Origin of the sequence: Actinokineospora pegani, assembly GCF_009745975.1 — a bacterium.
Classification (GTDB): domain Bacteria; phylum Actinomycetota; class Actinomycetes; order Mycobacteriales; family Pseudonocardiaceae; genus Actinokineospora; species Actinokineospora pegani.
Genome location: NZ_WHOL01000094.1, coordinates 1 through 16,414 on the forward strand (window position 1 = coordinate 1; position 16,414 = coordinate 16,414).

At 74.0% G+C, this 16,414-nt stretch carries 14 protein-coding genes; 1 reads left to right on the forward strand and 13 read right to left on the reverse strand.

Annotated elements, in window-relative coordinates; translation table 11 throughout:
- Positions 1–140 precede the first annotated feature (140 nt).
- Positions 141–941 carry an inositol monophosphatase family protein gene (locus GCL84_RS16365; RefSeq protein ID WP_156756357.1) on the forward strand — a complete coding sequence of 267 codons (801 nt, stop codon included), beginning with the start codon at positions 141–143 and terminating at the stop codon, positions 939–941.
- Between the two features lie 45 nt (positions 942–986).
- On the opposite strand, the gene GCL84_RS16370 is transcribed toward GCL84_RS16365, so the two are convergent.
- The 13 genes from GCL84_RS16370 to GCL84_RS16430 all read right to left on the reverse strand — a co-directional run.
- On the reverse strand, positions 987–2,258 hold the full coding sequence (locus GCL84_RS16370) for a cytochrome P450 family protein (protein WP_156756346.1): 1,272 nt from the start codon (positions 2,256–2,258) through the stop codon (positions 987–989).
- 49 nt (positions 2,259–2,307) lie between these two features.
- Complete coding sequence (locus GCL84_RS16375) at positions 2,308–3,216, reverse strand: ROK family protein (RefSeq protein ID WP_156756347.1); 909 nt, start codon at positions 3,214–3,216, stop codon at positions 2,308–2,310.
- A 33-nt stretch (positions 3,217–3,249) separates the two neighbouring features.
- Positions 3,250–3,945, reverse strand: coding sequence for an HAD-IA family hydrolase (locus GCL84_RS16380; protein ID WP_156756348.1), 696 nt, complete (start codon positions 3,943–3,945; stop codon positions 3,250–3,252).
- A 46-nt stretch (positions 3,946–3,991) separates the two neighbouring features.
- Complete coding sequence (locus GCL84_RS16385) at positions 3,992–5,059, reverse strand: Gfo/Idh/MocA family protein (RefSeq protein ID WP_156756349.1); 1,068 nt, start codon at positions 5,057–5,059, stop codon at positions 3,992–3,994.
- Positions 5,056–6,216, reverse strand: a complete 1,161-nt coding sequence (gene rifK / locus GCL84_RS16390) for a 3-amino-5-hydroxybenzoate synthase (protein ID WP_156756350.1) — start codon at positions 6,214–6,216, stop codon at positions 5,056–5,058. The genes GCL84_RS16385 and rifK overlap by 4 nt, the downstream gene beginning before the upstream one ends.
- Positions 6,217–6,267: 51 nt before the next feature.
- Positions 6,268–7,071: a class I SAM-dependent methyltransferase gene (locus GCL84_RS16395; protein ID WP_156756351.1), complete on the reverse strand. Its 804-nt coding sequence runs from the start codon at positions 7,069–7,071 to the stop codon at positions 6,268–6,270.
- Between the two features lie 34 nt (positions 7,072–7,105).
- Positions 7,106–8,173 carry a methyltransferase gene (locus GCL84_RS16400; protein ID WP_197523302.1) on the reverse strand — a complete coding sequence of 356 codons (1,068 nt, stop codon included), beginning with the start codon at positions 8,171–8,173 and terminating at the stop codon, positions 7,106–7,108.
- A 26-nt stretch (positions 8,174–8,199) separates the two neighbouring features.
- Positions 8,200–9,450, reverse strand: a complete 1,251-nt coding sequence (locus tag GCL84_RS16405) for a cytochrome P450 family protein (protein WP_235926323.1) — start codon at positions 9,448–9,450, stop codon at positions 8,200–8,202.
- Positions 9,451–9,634: 184 nt separating this feature from the next.
- Positions 9,635–10,447 (reverse strand): shikimate dehydrogenase family protein, encoded by an 813-nt coding sequence (locus tag GCL84_RS16410; protein WP_156756352.1) that lies wholly within the window; start codon positions 10,445–10,447, stop codon positions 9,635–9,637.
- Positions 10,444–11,766 (reverse strand): 3-deoxy-7-phosphoheptulonate synthase, encoded by a 1,323-nt coding sequence (locus GCL84_RS16415; RefSeq protein ID WP_156756353.1) that lies wholly within the window; start codon positions 11,764–11,766, stop codon positions 10,444–10,446. Before GCL84_RS16415 ends, GCL84_RS16410 begins: the two co-directional genes overlap by 4 nt.
- Positions 11,763–12,812, reverse strand: a complete 1,050-nt coding sequence (locus GCL84_RS16420; RefSeq protein ID WP_156756354.1) for a 3-dehydroquinate synthase family protein — start codon at positions 12,810–12,812, stop codon at positions 11,763–11,765. Before GCL84_RS16420 ends, GCL84_RS16415 begins: the two co-directional genes overlap by 4 nt.
- A gap of 27 nt (positions 12,813–12,839) precedes the next feature.
- Positions 12,840–13,688 (reverse strand): arylamine N-acetyltransferase family protein, encoded by an 849-nt coding sequence (locus tag GCL84_RS16425; RefSeq protein ID WP_156756355.1) that lies wholly within the window; start codon positions 13,686–13,688, stop codon positions 12,840–12,842.
- Between the two features lie 14 nt (positions 13,689–13,702).
- A partial coding sequence (locus GCL84_RS16430; protein ID WP_156756356.1) for a type I polyketide synthase occupies positions 13,703–16,414 on the reverse strand: 2,712 nt, incomplete at its 5' end.

Sequence of the window (16,414 nt, forward strand, 5' to 3'; positions counted from 1 at the left end):
GGGTTCGGTGTCGCGGGGTTCGGTGTCGCGGGGTTCGGTGTCGCGGGGTTCGGTGTCGCGGGGGGCTCTTGGCTGGGCGCTGGTTGCTTGGGAGGTGGGTGGCGGGGTGTGGGATGGTCTGGGGTGTGGTTGATGTGGGCATGTCGGTGGGGGTTGAGTCTGATGTCGCTGTGGCGGTTCGGGCTGTGGAGGCGGCGTGTGTGGTGGTTCGGCGTTGTTTCGGTGGGGATGTGGAGAGGTTTGACAAAGGGGGTGGGGACTTCGCCACTGGGGTGGATTTGGCGGCTGAGTTCGCTATTCGGGAGGTCTTGCGGGAGGCTCGGCCGGGGGACGCTGTCGTTGGTGAGGAGTATGGCGGGGGCAGTGGGTCTCGGACGTGGTTGGTTGATCCGTTGTGTGGGACGTTGAACTACGCGGCGCGTACGCCGTTGGTCGCGGTCAACGTCGCGTTGCGGGTTGGGGACCTTGTGGCAGTGGCGGTTTCGGCGGACCCGTTGTCCGGGGAGGCGTTCTGGACTGGGGGCGCGGGTGCGTTCCTCCGCCGTGGCGGTGTGGATGTGGCGGTGGCGCCGGGGGTGGGTGATCGGCTCGTGGAGGTCAACCTCGACCCGCCCTTTCCCAACGGCGCGGTCTTCCGGGCGGGGTGGTTGCTGACGGATGACGCGTTCATCAGTCGGTTCCATCCCCGCGTGGTGTCGACGTCGCTGGCGCTGGCCTGGGTCGCGGCCGGGCGGCGCGCGGCCTACGTCACCGACGGGCTGCTTCTGGACAGCGTGCACTTCACCAGTGGCATCGCCCTGTGTCAGGCCGCGGGGTGTGTGGTGAGCAACCTCGCTGGGCGGGCCGTGCACTCCGGCCGCCAGGGGCTGGTCGCCGCGGCTGATGTCCAGATCCACCGCGAGTTGGTCGACCTCGTGCGCCGCGCGGGTCTCGAGGGGTGAAGGCGGAGCACCCGCGTGGGGTGCTCCGCCTCTGGTGCGCTGGTGTCAGCCGAGCAGCAGGGGCAGTTCCGCCACGCGCGTGAAACCGGGCCGCAGGGCCCACGGGAGTTCCGCGCGGTCCACGGCCAGCGACAGGTTCGGGAAGCGGGTGAACAGCATCTCCAGCGCCACCTCCGCCTCCTGGTAGGCCAGCGGGGCGCCGAGGCAGTAGTGCGATCCCATGCCGAAGCCCAGGTGGTTCCCGGCACTGCGGGAGATGTCGAGCTGGTCGGGGGCGTCGTACTTGCGGGGGTCGGTGTTGGCCGACAGGAGCATGGGCACGACCGGGGCGCCCGCGGGGATGGTGACGCCGCCCAGTTCGATCTGCTCGGCGGTGTAGCGGGCCTGGGCGAACTGGGAGGGGCCCAGGCGCATGAGTTCGCGGACGGCTGGTTGCCAGCGGTGGGGTTCGGCGCGCAGGAGGGCGAGTTGGTCGGGGTTCTCCAGCAGCGACAGGACCGAGTTGCCGAGCAGGTAGGTGGTGGACTCGTGTCCGGCGGTGACCATGGTGAAGACCAGGCGGACCATCTCGCGGTCGGAGAGCCGGTCGCCGTCCTCCTCCTGGGCCTGGATGAGGGCGGAGATCATGTCGTCGCGGGGGTCGGCGCGCCTGCGGGTGATCAGGTCGAGGACGTGCTCGGAGCACTCGCGCAGGATGGTGCCCAGGTGCTCGGTCTGCATGAGCGAGAGCACGCGGCCCCAGCGGTGCCACTGCGGGCGGTCGGCCTCGTCGATGCCGACCATCTCGCAGATGACCGCGATCGGCACCGGGTAGCAGTAGGCCGAGACCAGGTCGACGGGGGCGCCGTCGCGGCCCGCCTCGGCCATCCGGTCGAGCAGGCCCGCGGTGATCTCCTCGATGCGCGGGCGCTGCTCGGCGACCCGGCGGGCGGTGAAGGCGCGGGACACCAGCTTGCGCAGCCGGGCGTGCGGGGCGCCGTCGAGGTTCATCATCGCCTTGGCGATCATGTCCACGACCTCGTCGGGGATGTTGAGCTGCTTGAGGATCTCCGGGCCGTCGTCCTTGCGCTCGGCACCGGGCACCGAGGCCGGGTTGGTGAGGAAGACCGGTTCGGTGAGCACCCGGCGCACGTCGTCGTAGCGGGTCACCAGCCACACCGGTGGGCCGTCCAGGATGGTGCCGGTGAGCACCGGGGCCTGCTCGCGCATGGTGTTGTACGCGGTGAACGGGTCGGCGGTGAGCTCCGGTGAGAGCAGCTCGATCGGCTTGACCGGGCACTGGGCGGGCAGGTCCGAGTTCGCGGCGGTGGCTGTCATCGATCTCCCTTTCTGCTTGGAGGGGAAGACTTGCGGTGGGCGGGCGGGGTCAGCTCGCGATGCGGCGGGCCAGCGACACCGCGCCGCGCAACGAGGACAGGCCGCCGAGGGCGGCGGGGGCCACCGGCGGCGGGGGGTGGCCGGGGCGGGCCAGGTCGGCCAGGTGCGCCGACACCAGCCCGGTGAACCCGGGGATGCCGGTCGCGAACCCGCCGCCGATCAGCGCCAGCCGCGGGTGGAGCAGCTCGTGGACGCCCGCCACCGCGGCGGCCACCGCCCGGCAGGTCTGCTCGACCGCGGCCACGGCCCACAACTGCCCGCCGCGCACCGCCGCCCGCAGGTCGTCGAAGGTGACCGCGGCGCCCCGCAGGAGCGCGGCGCGGCGCAGGGTGGCCGGTCCGGAGGCGACGGCCTGCAGGCACCCGCGGCGGCCGCACACGCAGCGCACGCCGTCCAGCTCGACGATCAGGTGCCCGATCTCGAACGAGCCGCGGCCCAGGCCGGGGCACAGCGCCCCGCCCAGGAACAGCCCGCCGCCGACGCCCGTGCCCACACCGAGGTAGAGCACGTCGTCGCAGCCGGACTCCTCGGCCTCGGCGAGCGCGCCGAGGTCGCCGTCGTCGGCCCAGGCGACGGGGGCCTCCGGGAACAGCGCCCGCAGCGACGCTTCGAGCTCCAGCCCGGTCCACTCAGGTCTGCTGGGCCAGGCCGTGACCCGACCGGCCGGACCGACCGTGGCGGGCATCGCGACGCCCACGGCGCGCAGCGGCGTGCCGAGCCGCGCGCGCAGCCCGTCGACGTGGGTGGTGAGCTGGGCGAGGTCCAGGGTGGCGCTGCGCCTGGGCTCCCAGGCGAAGGCGGACTCGTCGACGCACCCGGTGTCGGTCTCGACCCGCAGGGCGACCTTGGTGCCCCCGATGTCGACGCCCAGGTAGTGGGCCTGGTCTGGTGAGCGCATGGGCCGGCACCGATCTCCGCGTGGGCCCCGGTCTCAGCGGGCGGGCACCGCGGGGCAGAAGGCGAGCAGGTCGGACGGGTGGCGCAGCACGAGGTCGGGGCCCGCGGCGAGCAGCTCGTCGACCTCGGGGCTGGCCCACAGCGCGGCCGCGGCGGCGACGTCGGCGCCCCGGGCGCTGGCCAGGTCGGTCGGCATGTCGCCGACCATCACCGCCCGGTCGGCCCGCACGTCCATCAGGCCCAGCGCGTGCTGGACGATGTCCGGGGCGGGCTTGGGCCGGGGGACCTCGTCGGAGCCGATCACGTGCTCGAAGAACGGCAGCAGGTTCAGCCCGTCGAGCAGCGAGCGCGCCCTTGGCCCGCTCTTGCCGGTGGCGACCGCCAGCCGCAGACCGCGCACCCGCAGCTCCAGCAGCAGTTCGACGACGCCGTCGAAGACGGTCACCTGCCGGGCGAGGCGGTAGCTCTCGCGGACGAAGGGCTCCTCCATCGCCAGCGGCAGGCCCATGATCCGCATGATGTCCGGGAAGTACCGGCCCAGGTGGCGGCGGTACTCCTCGAACGGCGCGGGGCCGTCGCCGACGACCTCGGCGTAGGCGATGGCGAAGGCCTCGCCCATCACCGCGAAGCTGTCGACGATCACCCCGTCCAGGTCGAAGATGACGGCCAGCCTGCCGGGTGCGGCGGCGCCCGTCGCGGTGGCGGGTTGTCCGACGATCGGGACTGTCATGGCGCCCTCCACGGGTCGGTGGCTCAGTGGGCCGCGTCCACCGGGTCTACTGGTACGCGGGCGATGCGGGTCGGACCGACGCGCGGGCCGAGGCGTAGAAGCTCTCGATGGTCGCGACGTTGGTGCGGGCCTCGGCGATGGCCCTGCCGCGGTTGCCGGGGTCGGCCAGCAGCGCGGCGAGGCCGTCGAGCTGGCGCCGGTACTCGGCGCCGATGGGCTCGGCGGGCAGCTCCACCCGGGTGCTGGCGCCCTCCCGGGTCAGTGTCAGCACCGGCTCGGACCGGTTGGGGCTGAACCCGAAGGTGCACCGCAGCTCCGCGACCCCGGTGCTGCCCTCGACCCGGACCAGGGACAGGTCCAGCGGCTCGTGCGAGGCCCAGCTCGTCAGCAGGGACACCGACACGCCGTCCTCGCGGACCAGGAAGCCGCGGGCGGTGTCCTCCACGTCGGCGGTGTCGCCCGCGGCGCGGTCCTGGCGCCAGGTCGCGCCCCAGGAGCCCAGGTTGACGAAGTCGTCGGTCGTGGAGCCGACCACCTGCGCGAACGGGACCGGGCCCAGCAGCGAGGCCAGCGCGTCGAACAGGTGCCAGCCCAGGTCGAACAGCACCCCGCCGCCCGCCTTGTCGCGCTGGGTGAACCAGCCCGATCGGGGCACGCCGCGCGAGCGCACCCAGCCCAGGCAGACGTGCCGCACGCCGCCCAGTTCCGGGATCAGCCCGCCCAGCGCCGCGATGTCGCCGCGGTGGCGGGCGGCGCTGCCCGCGAGCAGCACCGCGCCGCCGCGCTCGGCCGCGTCCAGCAGGTCGGCCTCGGCCGTGCTCAGGCAAACCGGCTTCTCCATGAAGACCGGGATCTGCTCGCTCAGCAGCGCGGCGGCCACCGAGGCGTGCAGGTGGTTGGGCACCGCGACCACGGCGAGGTCCACCGCCGCCGCGGTGAGCTCGGCCACCGAGGCGTGCACGGCGGTGCCCGGCTCGTCGGCGAAGGCCGCCCGCGCGGCCGGGTCCGCGTCGACGACGGCCACCACCTCGAAGTCCGGGTGCTCGCGCAGCAGGGACAGCCACAGCTCCCGGCCCGCCCAGCCGAGCCCGACCACCGCGACCCGGACGCTCACAGCGAACCCAGGGTCTCGGCGACGATCTCCGCGGTCGCGCGCACGGCCTGCTCGTCGGCGAGCAGGACGCGGTGGTGCAGCCAGACGCCGTCGGCGCTGATGGCGTCGGAGTTCGGGCAGCGCTCGGCGAGCTCGGCCGCGGTCGTGTCCGGGGCGCCCATCTCCCAGAAGGCGTCGGTGCGGTAGATCGCGCGGAACGCGGCGAAGGCGGGCAGGCCCGCGGCGACGAGCCGGTCGACCAGGGTGTTGCGCTCCTCCTCGGTGCGGCCGGGGACCCGGAACATGGCCATGTAGTGGGAGTTGCGGTCGGCGCGCACGTCGCCGCCCTGCGGCAGCACGCCGTCGATCTCGCCGAGCAGCCGCGACAGCAGCGTCCAGCGCTCGTCGCGCAGCGCGATCTGGTCGTCCAAGCGGCTGAGCTGCGCGCGCAGCACGGCCGCGGAGAACTCGTTGATGCGCATGTTGGACCCGGCGATCTTGTGGAAGTACCGGCGGTCGTCGCGCGGCCTGCCGCAGCTGTGGCGCAGGAACGCGGTCTCGTGCATGGCCTCGTCGGGGAACAGCACGGCGCCGCCCTCGCCCGCGGTCATCAGCTTGCCGTTCTGGAAGCTGAACGCCGCGACCGTGCCCAGCTCACCGACCCGCTTGCCCTGCCAGCGCGCGCCGTGCGCGTGCGCGGCGTCCTGCAGCAGGTCGACTCCGGTCTCCGCGGCGATCTTGCCCAGCGCGTCCATGTCGGCCATCAGCCCGGCCATGTGCACCGGCATGACCACCCGGGTGCGCGGGGTGATGGCGGCGGCGGCAGCGGCGGGGTCGATGTTGTAGGTGTCCGGGTCGACGTCGACCGGGACGACCACCGCGCCGAGCCGCTGGGCGGCCTGGGAGGAGGAGATGAAGGTGAAGCCGGGCACGATCACCTCGGTCCCCGGCCCGACGCCCATGCACTGGAGCGCGAGTTCGAGCGCGTGCGTGCCGTTGGTGACGGCGAGCGCGTGCTGGGCGCCGTGGTGCGCGGCGAACTCGCGCTCGAAGGAGTCCACCTCGCTCCCGCCCATGCGCCACCACTGGCCCTGCTCCAGCGCGCGGATGAGACCATCGCGCTCGGCGTCGTCGTGCTGGGGCCACTGGGGGAATTCCGGTGCCGGTCGCGCGTTCATGGCTCTCCAAATCTCCGGGTGGGTGCGCTGCTCGGGGTGGGTCGGCTCGGCTCAGCCCGGCCGCCTGGCGACGATCCGCGCGTGGTGCGGGTCGACCTGGCCTGCCTCGATCATGGTCGTGAGCACCTCGTCGACGAACTCGTCGGCGCGCTCGCCCAGCGCGGCGGCCTGGGTGGCGAAGCCCGCGAGCTTGTAGCGCTCACGCAGGTCCGGCAGGTCGGCCAGGGTCGGGCCAGGGCCCTTGGCGCTGAGCGGGTGGGCGAGCTCGGGGTCGTAGTGCACGAGGTCGAGCCCGGCGGCGGTCAGCCGCGCGGCCACCTCGTCGGCGGGGTACTCGCGCATCGCGGGCTGCGCCTCGGCGAGCAGGTCCCGCCACTTCGGACCGCCCGCGACCTGGCGCAGGATGCCGAACATGCCGGGGCCCTGGCCGCGCGGGTGCGCGCCGGTCCATTGCAGAACCAGGTGCCCGCCGGGGCGCAGCGCGCCGGCCATCCGGCGCAACGGCTGCTCGACCTCGGTCACCCAGTGCAGGACCCAGGACGAGTGCACGACGGTGAAGCGGTCCTCGGGCAGGTCGAGCCGTTCGGCCGGGCAGACCTCGACGTGCACGGGCAGGCCCGCGCACCGCTGCCGGGTGGCGTCCACCATGGACTGCGAGGCGTCGCTGGCCCAGACCTCGAACCCGCGCTCCGCGGCGACCCGGGCGATGTCGCCGGTGCCGCAGCCGATCTCGGCGAACGCCCCGCCCCGCTCCAGGGCGTCGCCCGCGAGCGAGAGCGCGGCCAGCGCCGTGCGCAGGTGCGGGGCGTTGACCTTGGCGTAGTCCTCGGCCACCCAGCCGTTGGTCGCGGTCATCGGCGAAGTCCTCTCCCTGTCCGGTGTGCGGGGGTCACGCGATCTTCGTCGCGCACACGATGCCGTGGGAGATCAGCGTTCCCGGCATCGTGCTCAGGTCCTGGGCCACGGACTTGGTGACCTTGAAGCCGCACTCCTCGACCCAGGACCGGTAGGTGGAGAGCTTCTGCGGACCGCCCTGGCCCATGGCGCAGGCCAGGAAGTAGGCCGGGAAGATGTCCACGCCCGCGCTGGTGGCGTCGGTGACGTCGTCGGGGTAGATGGGGACCAGGATGTTGAGCCGGCCCCCCACCTCGAGGGCCTCGCTGACCTTGCTGAGGATGCGGACCACGTCGTCCTTGTCGAACATGTCCAGGAAGTGCTTGACCAGCACGACGTCGTGGCCCGCGGGCACGCTGTCGAACACGTCGCCGCCGATGAACGAGCAGTGCTCCTCGACGCCGTGCTCCCGGAAGTTCTCCAGGCACTCCTCTTCCTTCTCCGGCAGGTCGAAGGTGGTCACCCGCAGGCCGGGCGAGGCCTTGGTGCGGTAGGTCAGGATCGCGCCCAGGCCGGTGTTGCCCGCCAGGTCGAGCACCCGCGAGCCGGCCGGGATGTGCACGTTGCGGAAGAACCAGGGGTCGAGCTGGGCGGTGACGCCGTCCATCATGGTGGCCCACGACTCGCGCAGGTCCTTGTGCTCGCCCACGGCCTCGTACAGGTTGCCCTGGAAGCCGTAGACCTCGTCCAGGCCGACGACCGTGCCGCTGCGGACGCTCTCGGTCAGGTGGAACACCTGCCGCAGCATCACGACCTTGATCATGTCCAGCACGACCAGGACCTGGTCCAGGTGGGCCTTGGGGATGCCCGCGAACGAACCCAGCGAATAGCTCCCGGTCCGCGTGTCCTGGGTGAGGAAGCCCTCCTTCACCGGGAGGTGCAGGAGTTGCTCCACGGCGTCGGGCTTGGCGCCGACGGCCTCGGCGAGCTGGGCGGCGGTCTGCCGCGGCTTGTCCCGCAGCGCGTCGACGATGCCCAGCTCGAAGCAGGACACCAGGATCGCGAACCGGGTGGGGCCGACCATGAACTCGCGGAGCCGGGTGAACGTGGCCGCTGCGGTCATCGCTGTTCCTCCTGGGGGTGGGTCGCTCAGGCGAGCCGCAGCGGGATCTCCGCGACCTGGGTGACCCCGGGTCGGGGCACCCACGGGATCTGCTCGCGGTCCACCGCGAGGGACAGGTCCGGGAAGCGGGTGAACAGCATCTCCAGCGCCACCTCCGCCTCCTGGATGGCCAGCGGGGCGCCGAGGCAGTAGTGCGCGCCCTGCCCGAAGCCGAGGTGGTTCTGCTGGGCGGCGCGGCAGACGTCGAGCTTGTCGGGGTTGTCGTAGGCGCGCGGGTCGGTGTTGGCCGCGATGATCAGCGGCATGACCGGCGACCCGGCGGGGATGGTGACGCCGCCGACCACGACCTCCTCGGTCGGGTAGCGGGGCAGGCCCCACTGGGCCGGGCCCAGGCGCATGAGCTCGGTGACCGCCTGCGGCCACCTCGCCGGGTCCGCGCGCAGCAGCGCGAGCTGGTCGGGGTTCTCCAGCAGGGCGAGCACCGAGTTGCCGAGCATGTAGGTGGTGGTCTCGTAGCCGGTGATCACCAGGGTGAAGACCAGGGTGACCATCTCGCGCTCGGAGAGCCGGTCGCCGTCCTCGTCCTGGACCTGCACGAGCGCGGAGATCAGGTCGTCGCGGGGCTCGGCCCGCCTGCGCGCGATCACCTCGAGCACGTGGTCGACGCACTCGCGCAGCACGGTCGGGACCTGCTCGCGGTACTCCTGGGGGGTGGACAGCACGCGGCCCCACTCGCCCCACTTGCCGCGGTCGGCCTCGTCGATGCCGACCAGCTCGCAGATGACGGTGATCGGCACCGGGTAGCAGAACGCCTTCATCAGGTCGACCGGCGCGCCGTCGCGGCCCGCCTCGGCCATCTCGTCGAGCAGCGCCCCGGTGATCCGCTCGATCTGCGGGCGCAGCCGGGCCACCCGGCGGGCGGTGAAGACCTTGGCGACCATCGTCCGCTGCCTGCGGTGGTCGGCGCCGTCGATCTGCATCAGCTTCTCGGCCAGGTACTCGACCAGGTCGGAGGGGATGTTGAGCATCTTCATGATCGAGGAGCTGTTGCGCGCGGGCCCGGCGGCCGGGTTGTTGAGGAACCGCGGGTCGGTGAGGACCGTGCGCACGTCGTCGTAGCGGGTGACCAGCCACAGCGGCGGCCCACCGTCCACGATGGTGCCGGTCAGCATCGGCGCCTGCTCCCGCATCCGCGCGTATCCGGCGAACGGGTCGGACGTCAGCTCCGGGCAGAGCAGCGCGACCGGCTCGGCCTGGTTCTCGGAGGTGGCTGTCACAGGTCTCCGCCTTCGGTGTCGGGTGTGGGGCGCGGGCGGGGCGGGGGCGGCGGCTCTGGGCCTGCCGCGCACCCGGCCCCCGAGGTGGGCCGCTGGTCGGGCACGGCCTGGCTTTCCCCGCAGGTAACAGTTTCTGCCGACTCCCGGTGCCCCACATCCCCCGGGTTGGTAGTCGTCGTGGCCATCACCCGAGGTTGAAGAACTCCCGGTAGGAGTCCACCTGCCCGTCGAGCATGTGGATCCCGTGGTGCGCGCGGTGGCCCAGCGCCGCCGCCGCGCGCAGCAGCGGGGTCTCACGGGGTTTCATGATGATGTCGGCCACGACCGCGCCGGGGGGCAGCGATTCGGGCCGCAGCGGCAGCGGGTCGTCGGGGCGCAGGCCCAGCGGTGTCGCGTTCACGACGATGCCCGCCCCGACCAGGTCCGGTTCGGCCGACCCGGTGGTCCGGCCGCGCCAGTGCGCCTCCAGGCGGGCCCGCAGGGCTCGCAGCTTGGCGGTGTCCGGGTCGCACAGCGCCAACCGCTCGGCGCCCGCGGCCAGCAGCGCGGCGGCGATGGCGCTGCCCGCCCCACCCGCGCCGACCAGCGACACGCGCTGGCCCCTCGGGTCGCAGCCCGCCCGCACCAGGCCCGCGACGAAACCCACACCGTCGAAGTTCTCGGCGTACCAGCCGCCGTCGGCCTCGCGGCGCAGCGCGTTGGCGCTGCCGGTGATCTCCACCATCGGGCTGCACCGGTCGGCGAGCCCGCGCGCGGCGGCCTTGTGCGGAACGGTGACGAAGATGCCGTCGACGTTGCCCGCCTCGCGGAGCCCGCCGAACACCCGGCTGAAGCGCTCCGGGGTGGCGTGCACGGGGACGAGCACCGCGTCGATCCCCAGCCGGGCGAACAGCGGGTTCATCAGGCCGGGTGACTGGACCTGGGCGACGGGGTCGCCCAGGACTACGTACAGGCGGGTGGCGCCGCTGATCGGCGGCGCGGGCGGTGTGCCGGTCATCGCGGGCCCTCCCGGGGCGTCAGCGCGGCGGCCGCGCGGCGGGCAAGTTCCACCGCCTGCACGGCGTTGAGGCGCGGGTCGCAGGCGGTCTGGTAGCGGGTGGGCAGGTCGGCTTCGGCCACCGGCCCGCCGACGCACTCGGTGACGTCCTCGCCGGTCACCTCGACGTGGATCCCGCCGGGGTGGGTGCCCAGCCGCCGGTGCACCTCGACGAAGCCCGCGACCTCGTCGACGACGTGGGCCAGGTCGCGGGTCTTGAAGCCGTTGCGGGCGATCCGGGTGTTGCCGTGCATCGGGTCGCACTGCCAGACCACCTGGCGCCCGGAGGCGGTGACCGCCTCGACGATCGGCGGCAGGACCTCGCGCACCCGGTCGTGGCCCATGCGGGCGACCAGGGTCAGCCGCCCCGGCGTGCCGTGCGGGTCGAGCCGCCGCGCGTACTCGACGGCCTGCTCCGGGGTGGTGGTCGGGCCGATCTTGAGGCCAACCGGGTTGGACAGCAGCTCGGCGAAGGCGATGTGCGCGCCGTCGAGCCCTCGGGTGCGCTCGCCGACCCACAGGAAGTGGCCCAGCCCGCTCGCGACCCGGGGGCGCGGCCCACGGGTGTCGGCCCAGAGCACGGACCGCTCGTAGTCGAGGAGGAGCAGCTCGTGGCTGACGTAGACCTCGTCCGCGGGTTGGTTCTCGGCGACGGGGCCGCCGTGCGGCCCGGGCCCGATCCCGGCGCCGACCAGGTTCGCCCGGGGCACGAGGGATTCGACCTGGTTGCCTGCACGGACCAGGGCCATCGCGCGCACGGCGTGGGCGTGGGCGCGCAGCATCCGGTTGGGGTCGGGTGTCCTGGCCGCGGGCGTGGGCTCCGGGGAGTTGACGATGTCGCCGCGGTAGACCGGCAGCCCGAGCGCGTCGACGGGGTTGGACCGGGGTTTGGCGTACTGGCCCGCCATCCGGGCGATCGTGACCACCGGCAGCCCGACCGCGGCGCCGAGCAGGTCCGCCATCCGGCGCAGCGTGCCCAGGTTGGCCCGCAAGTGCGGCTCGGTGTTGTCGGCGAAGGTCTCCGCGCAGTCCCCGCCCTGGAGCAGGAACGCCTCGCCGCGGGCCACCGAGGCGAGCCGGTCGAGGAGCCGGTCGGTCTCCTGCGGCGCGACGACCGGCTCGGCGCGGCGCAGCGACCGGGTCACCGCGCCCGCCTGCTCCGGGTCCGGCCAGCACGGCTGCTGGGCGGCGGGCCGGGCCAACGCCTCGGCCAGCGCACGGGCCAGGAGCCGGTCCACCGGTCGGGCGCCGGGGTCCAGGGGGTCGACGAGGCGCCTCACGTCGTGACCGCCTCAGCGCCGACGAGCCGGTCCAGCGGCTCCCGGGGCATGTCGTCGAGGACGCGGGCGACGACGTCCGCGGGCACGTCGCGCACCAGCTCCGCGCCCGCGGGCCCGTCCAGGACGAAGGCCAGCCCGGAGACCGCTTTCTTGTCCCGCCGCATCTGGCGCAGCAGGACCTCCCGGTCGACGCCGCGCGGCAGGGCGGCGGGCAGGCCGTAGTGGGCGACGACCTCGAGGTGTTCGTCCACCCTGGCCTGGTCGATGCGGCCCAGCGCGCCGGCCAGCCTGCCCGCGAACACGGTGCCGATGGCCACGCCCTCGCCGTGGCGCAGGGCGAAGCCGGTCGCGGCCTCCAGCGCGTGGCCGAGCGTGTGGCCGTAGTTGAGCAGGTGCCGCGGCCCGGCGTCGCGCTCGTCGGCGGCGACGATGCCCGCCTTGAGGGTGACGCTGGCGGCGATCTGCTCCACCAGCGGCAGCCCGCGCAGGTCCGGGGCGCCGATGAAGTGGCAGCGGGCGATCTCGCCGAGACCGTTGCGCAGTTCCCGCCCGGGCAGCGTCGAGAGGTAGTCGGTGTCGCACAGCACCGCGCTGGGCTGCCAGAACGCGCCCACCAGGTTCTTGCCCGCCGCCAGGTTCACCGCCGTCTTGCCGCCGACGCTGGCGTCCACCTGGGCGAGCAGGGTCGTGGGCAGGTGGACCACGGCCACGCCCCGGTGGTGCAGGGCCGCCGCCAGCCCCACCACGTCGGTGGTCGTGCCGCCGCCGCAGGACACGACGACGTCGGACCGGGTCAGCCCGAACCGCACGAACTCGCCGCACAGGTGTTCCACTGTGGACAGGTTCTTGTCCTGCTCGCCGTCCCTGGCGGGCACCAGCAGGGTCGGCACACCGGTGTCGGGCACCCACTCGCGCGGGCGGGCCGACACGACGACCGCCCGCCGCGCGCCCAGCCGCCGGACCACCCCGGCGAGCGCGTCGCGCGCCCCCGGGCCGACCAGCACGTCGTATGAGCGATCCCCGAGCCGTACCGGAATCGTCGCCATCGTCTCCCCTCCCGGACCCGCTCGGGGTCAGCTGAACCGACCGGACAGCACGCTGGTGATCAGCTCGCGCTGCTCGTCGTCGTCGGTGATCGTGCGCACTTCCTCGCGGCCGTCGCGCACGGTCAGGTACCGCTTGCCCTTGAGCACGACCTGGCCGTTGTCGATGGTCCGTCCGATCAGGACGTCGAGCAGGTCCTCGCCCGCGGTGTCGGCCTCGATCTGGCTGAACAGGCGGTCGGTCCCCCGCCCGATCGGGCAGGCGTCCTCGGCGGGCTCGGTCCGCGCGTACCGCTCGTTGAGGTGGACCTCCAGCTCCCGCCAGTCCTCCCACGTCCGGGCGTCCATCGTGAAGTGGTAGACGACGCTCCAGCGGCTGACGCGGCCCCGGCGCTGCAACGCGTACCCGTCCCCGTGCTCGACTAGCCGGTACTGGCAGCCGTACTGGGACTGCACGCCCTCGGTGAGCAGCAGCGGCTCGATGAACGAGGGGCCGGGGTAGCCGACGTCGACGACCCACACCTGGCCGTCGACGGCGACACGGTTGAACATGTGCTCGACGTCGAGCCCGATGTTCTCCCGGCCCTCCGCGGTGCTGGCCGCCATCAGCGTCACGTCGTAGCCCAGCTCGCGCAGCAGCCGGTTGAACAGCCGGGCGAGTTGGAAGCAGGTGCCGCCCCGGCCGTCGACGACGGTGCGCTCGAACATGGCGTCCTCGTCGATGTCGACGAGCACGATGCCGTCCGCGAGGTCCTGGGCGGCGCCGTTGTAGGGCAACGCCATCAGGTGTGCCTTGTGCAGCTTGCGCAGCGTCGCGGCGTCCACGCCGGTCTCGCCCGCGCAGCCGATCCGCTGGAGGTACTGGTCCACGTCGAACACGTCATCACTCGCTTTCAGACGGAGATCGCTACCGGGTCCGCCGCGTGGTCGCCGCACACCGACCGGTGCAGGTGCGCGGCGAGCATCCCCGGCGTGGGGTGGTCGAAGACGGTGCTGGGCGCGAGCTTGCGCTCGGTCAGGTCGCGCAGCCGGTTGCGCAGCTCGATCGCGGTCAGGGAGTCGAAGCCGATCTCGAACAGCCCCTGGTCGGGGTCGAGGTGGTGGTCCGGGCCGTGGCCGAGGACGGCGGCGACCTGGGCGCGCACCAGGTCGAGCAGGAGCGCGGCCTGCTCGGCGCCGGTCAGCCCGGCGAGCCGGTCGGCCAGCCTCCGGTCGTCGCCCGCGCCCGCCGCGCGCGCCTGCTGCCTGCCCGCGCGGACCAGGCCGCGCAGCAGGTGCGGGACCTCGCCGCCCGCCGCCGCCCTGGCCCGCACCTCGCGCAGGTCGAGCTTGGCGGGCACCAGGTGCGGCTGCCCGGACCCCACGGCGGCGTCGAACAGGTCCATGCCCTCGGCGGGCGTGATCGCCAGCAGGCCGCCGCGCCTGCTCATCCTGGTCCTGGTGAGCTCGTCGATGTCCGCGGCCATGCCCGTGGTCTGCTCCCACAGGCCCCACGCCAGCGACACGCCGGGCAGGCCTGCCGCGCGCCGGGCGGCCATCAGGCCGTCGAGGTAGGCGTTCGCCGCCGCGTAGCTGCCGCTGCCCGCGCCCATGAACACCCCGGACACCGAGGAGTAGACGACGAACGCGCCCAAGTCCATGTCCCTGGTCAGCTCGTCGAGGTGGCGCACGGCGTCGACCTTCGGCGCGAACACCCGCGCCAGCCGCTCCCGCGTCAGCGTCCCGATCACGCCGTCGTCGGTCACACCGGCGGTGTGCACGACGGCGGCGGGCCGGTGCTCGGCCAGCAGCGCCGCCACCTGGTCGCGGTCGGCGACGTCGCAGGCCACCACCGCGGCGGCGGCCCCCAGCTCGGCCAGCTCGGCGACCAGCTTGTCCGCGCCCTCGGCCGCCGGGCCGCGCCTGCTGGCCAGCACCAGCCTGCGCACCCCGTGCCGGGTGGCCAGGTGCCGGGCGACCAGCCCGCCCAGCGACCCGGTGCCGCCGGTGACCAGCACCGTCCCGTCCGGCCCGAAGGCGGTCGCCGGGGCCGTGGCGGCGACGCGGGCGAGCCGCGGGACGGAGAACGCGCCGCCGCGCACCGCGATCTGCGGCTCGCCGCTGGCCAGCACCGCGCCCAGCAGGGGTTCGACGTCGGAGTCGGCGTCCAGCAGCAGGACGCGGTCCGGGTTCTCCGCCTGGGCCGCGCGGACCAGGCCCCACACCGCCGACGCGGCCGGGTCGGTCACCGCGCCGTCCCCGGCCGCCACCGCGCCCCTGGTCGCGACCAGCAGCCGGGTGTCCTCGAGCCCGGCCCCGGCCAGCCAGCACTGGACGACGTCGAGCACCCGGGTGGTCAGGTCCAGGGCGTCGCCGTCGTCGCTGACGGCCGTCATGACCGCCAGCGCCGGGGCGGGGACGGCGCCGGTCTCGACGTCGTCGGCCAGGGTGGCGACCTCCTCGGCGGTGGCGACCGGCAGCCACGCCGGCGGGTCCGCCGCCTCGACCCGGGCCAGCTCGGCCCAGTCGACGCCGAACAGCGAGTCGGTCCGCCCGGTCCCGGCGGCGGTCGCCAACTGCTCGGCGGTGACGGCCCGGCCGACCAACGAGTCCATGGTCACGACCAGGCCGCCCGCCGCGTCCACCGCCTCCAGCGACAGCGATCCCGGCTCCGGCTTGCCGACGCGCACCCGCAGCGCCGAGGCGCCCGCCGCGTGCAGGCGCAGCCCGTTCCAGGCGAAGGGCAGGGTCAGCTCGCCCCGCGCCTCACCGTCGGCCGCCCTGGCCACGGCCACGGCGTTGAGCATCGTGCAGTGCAGCGCGGCGTCGAGCAGCGCCGGGTGCAGGCCGAACCCGGCCGCCGCCGCCGCGTGGTCCTCGGGGAGGGCGACCTCGGCGAAGACCTCGTCGTCGCGCCGCCACAGCGCGCGCACGCCGCGGAAGGACGGCCCGTAGCCGTAGCCGCTCTCGGCGAGGACCTGGTAGCCGCCGTCGACCTCGACCGGCTCGGCGCCGGGCGGGGGCCAGGCGGCGAAGTCGAACCCGGCGCGGGGCGCGGGGCGGACCTCGGTGGAGAGCACCCCGGTGGCGTGCCGCGTCCAGGTGTCGTCGTCCTCCCGCTGGGAGTAGACGTCCACGGTGCGCGAGCCCGCCCCGTCGGGTCCGCCGACGGCGACCTGCACGCGGACCGCGCCGCGCTCGGGCACCACCAGCGGGGCCTGGATGACCAGCTCGTCGAGCACCGCGCACCCGGCCTCGTCGCCCGCGCGCACGGCCAGCTCCACCAGTCCGGTCCCCGGGACGATCACGACGCCGCTGACGGCGTGGTCGGCCAGCCAGGGGTGTGTGCGCAGCGACAGCCGGGAGGTGAAGACCAGCCCGTCGGTGTGCGGCAGCCGCACCACCGCGCCGAGCAGCGGGTGGTCGGCCCCGGCCAAGCCCAGCGAGGGCGCGTCGGTCGCCGCCCCGGTGGTGTGCAGCCAGTAGTGCTCGTGGTCGAAAGCGTAGGTCGGCAGGTCCACCCGCCCGGCCTGGGCGGGCAGCACACCGGTCCAGTCGAGCGCGACACCGCGCACGAACAGCTCGGCCATCGAGGTCAGCAGCCGCCGCAGGCCGCCGTCGTCCCG

Coding starts and splice junctions, on each gene's coding strand:
- GCL84_RS16410 (WP_156756352.1), bottom strand. CDS start 10,447: ATGACCGGCACACCGCCCGCGCCGCCGATCAGCGGCGCCACCCGCCTG.
- GCL84_RS16400 (WP_197523302.1), bottom strand. CDS start 8,173: ATGACCGCAGCGGCCACGTTCACCCGGCTCCGCGAGTTCATGGTCGGC.
- rifK (WP_156756350.1), bottom strand. CDS start 6,216: ATGAACGCGCGACCGGCACCGGAATTCCCCCAGTGGCCCCAGCACGAC.
- GCL84_RS16380 (WP_156756348.1), bottom strand. CDS start 3,945: ATGACAGTCCCGATCGTCGGACAACCCGCCACCGCGACGGGCGCCGCC.
- GCL84_RS16375 (WP_156756347.1), bottom strand. CDS start 3,216: ATGCGCTCACCAGACCAGGCCCACTACCTGGGCGTCGACATCGGGGGC.
- GCL84_RS16395 (WP_156756351.1), bottom strand. CDS start 7,071: ATGACCGCGACCAACGGCTGGGTGGCCGAGGACTACGCCAAGGTCAAC.
- GCL84_RS16365 (WP_156756357.1), top strand. CDS start 141: ATGTCGGTGGGGGTTGAGTCTGATGTCGCTGTGGCGGTTCGGGCTGTG.
- GCL84_RS16370 (WP_156756346.1), bottom strand. CDS start 2,258: ATGACAGCCACCGCCGCGAACTCGGACCTGCCCGCCCAGTGCCCGGTC.
- GCL84_RS16420 (WP_156756354.1), bottom strand. CDS start 12,812: ATGGCGACGATTCCGGTACGGCTCGGGGATCGCTCATACGACGTGCTG.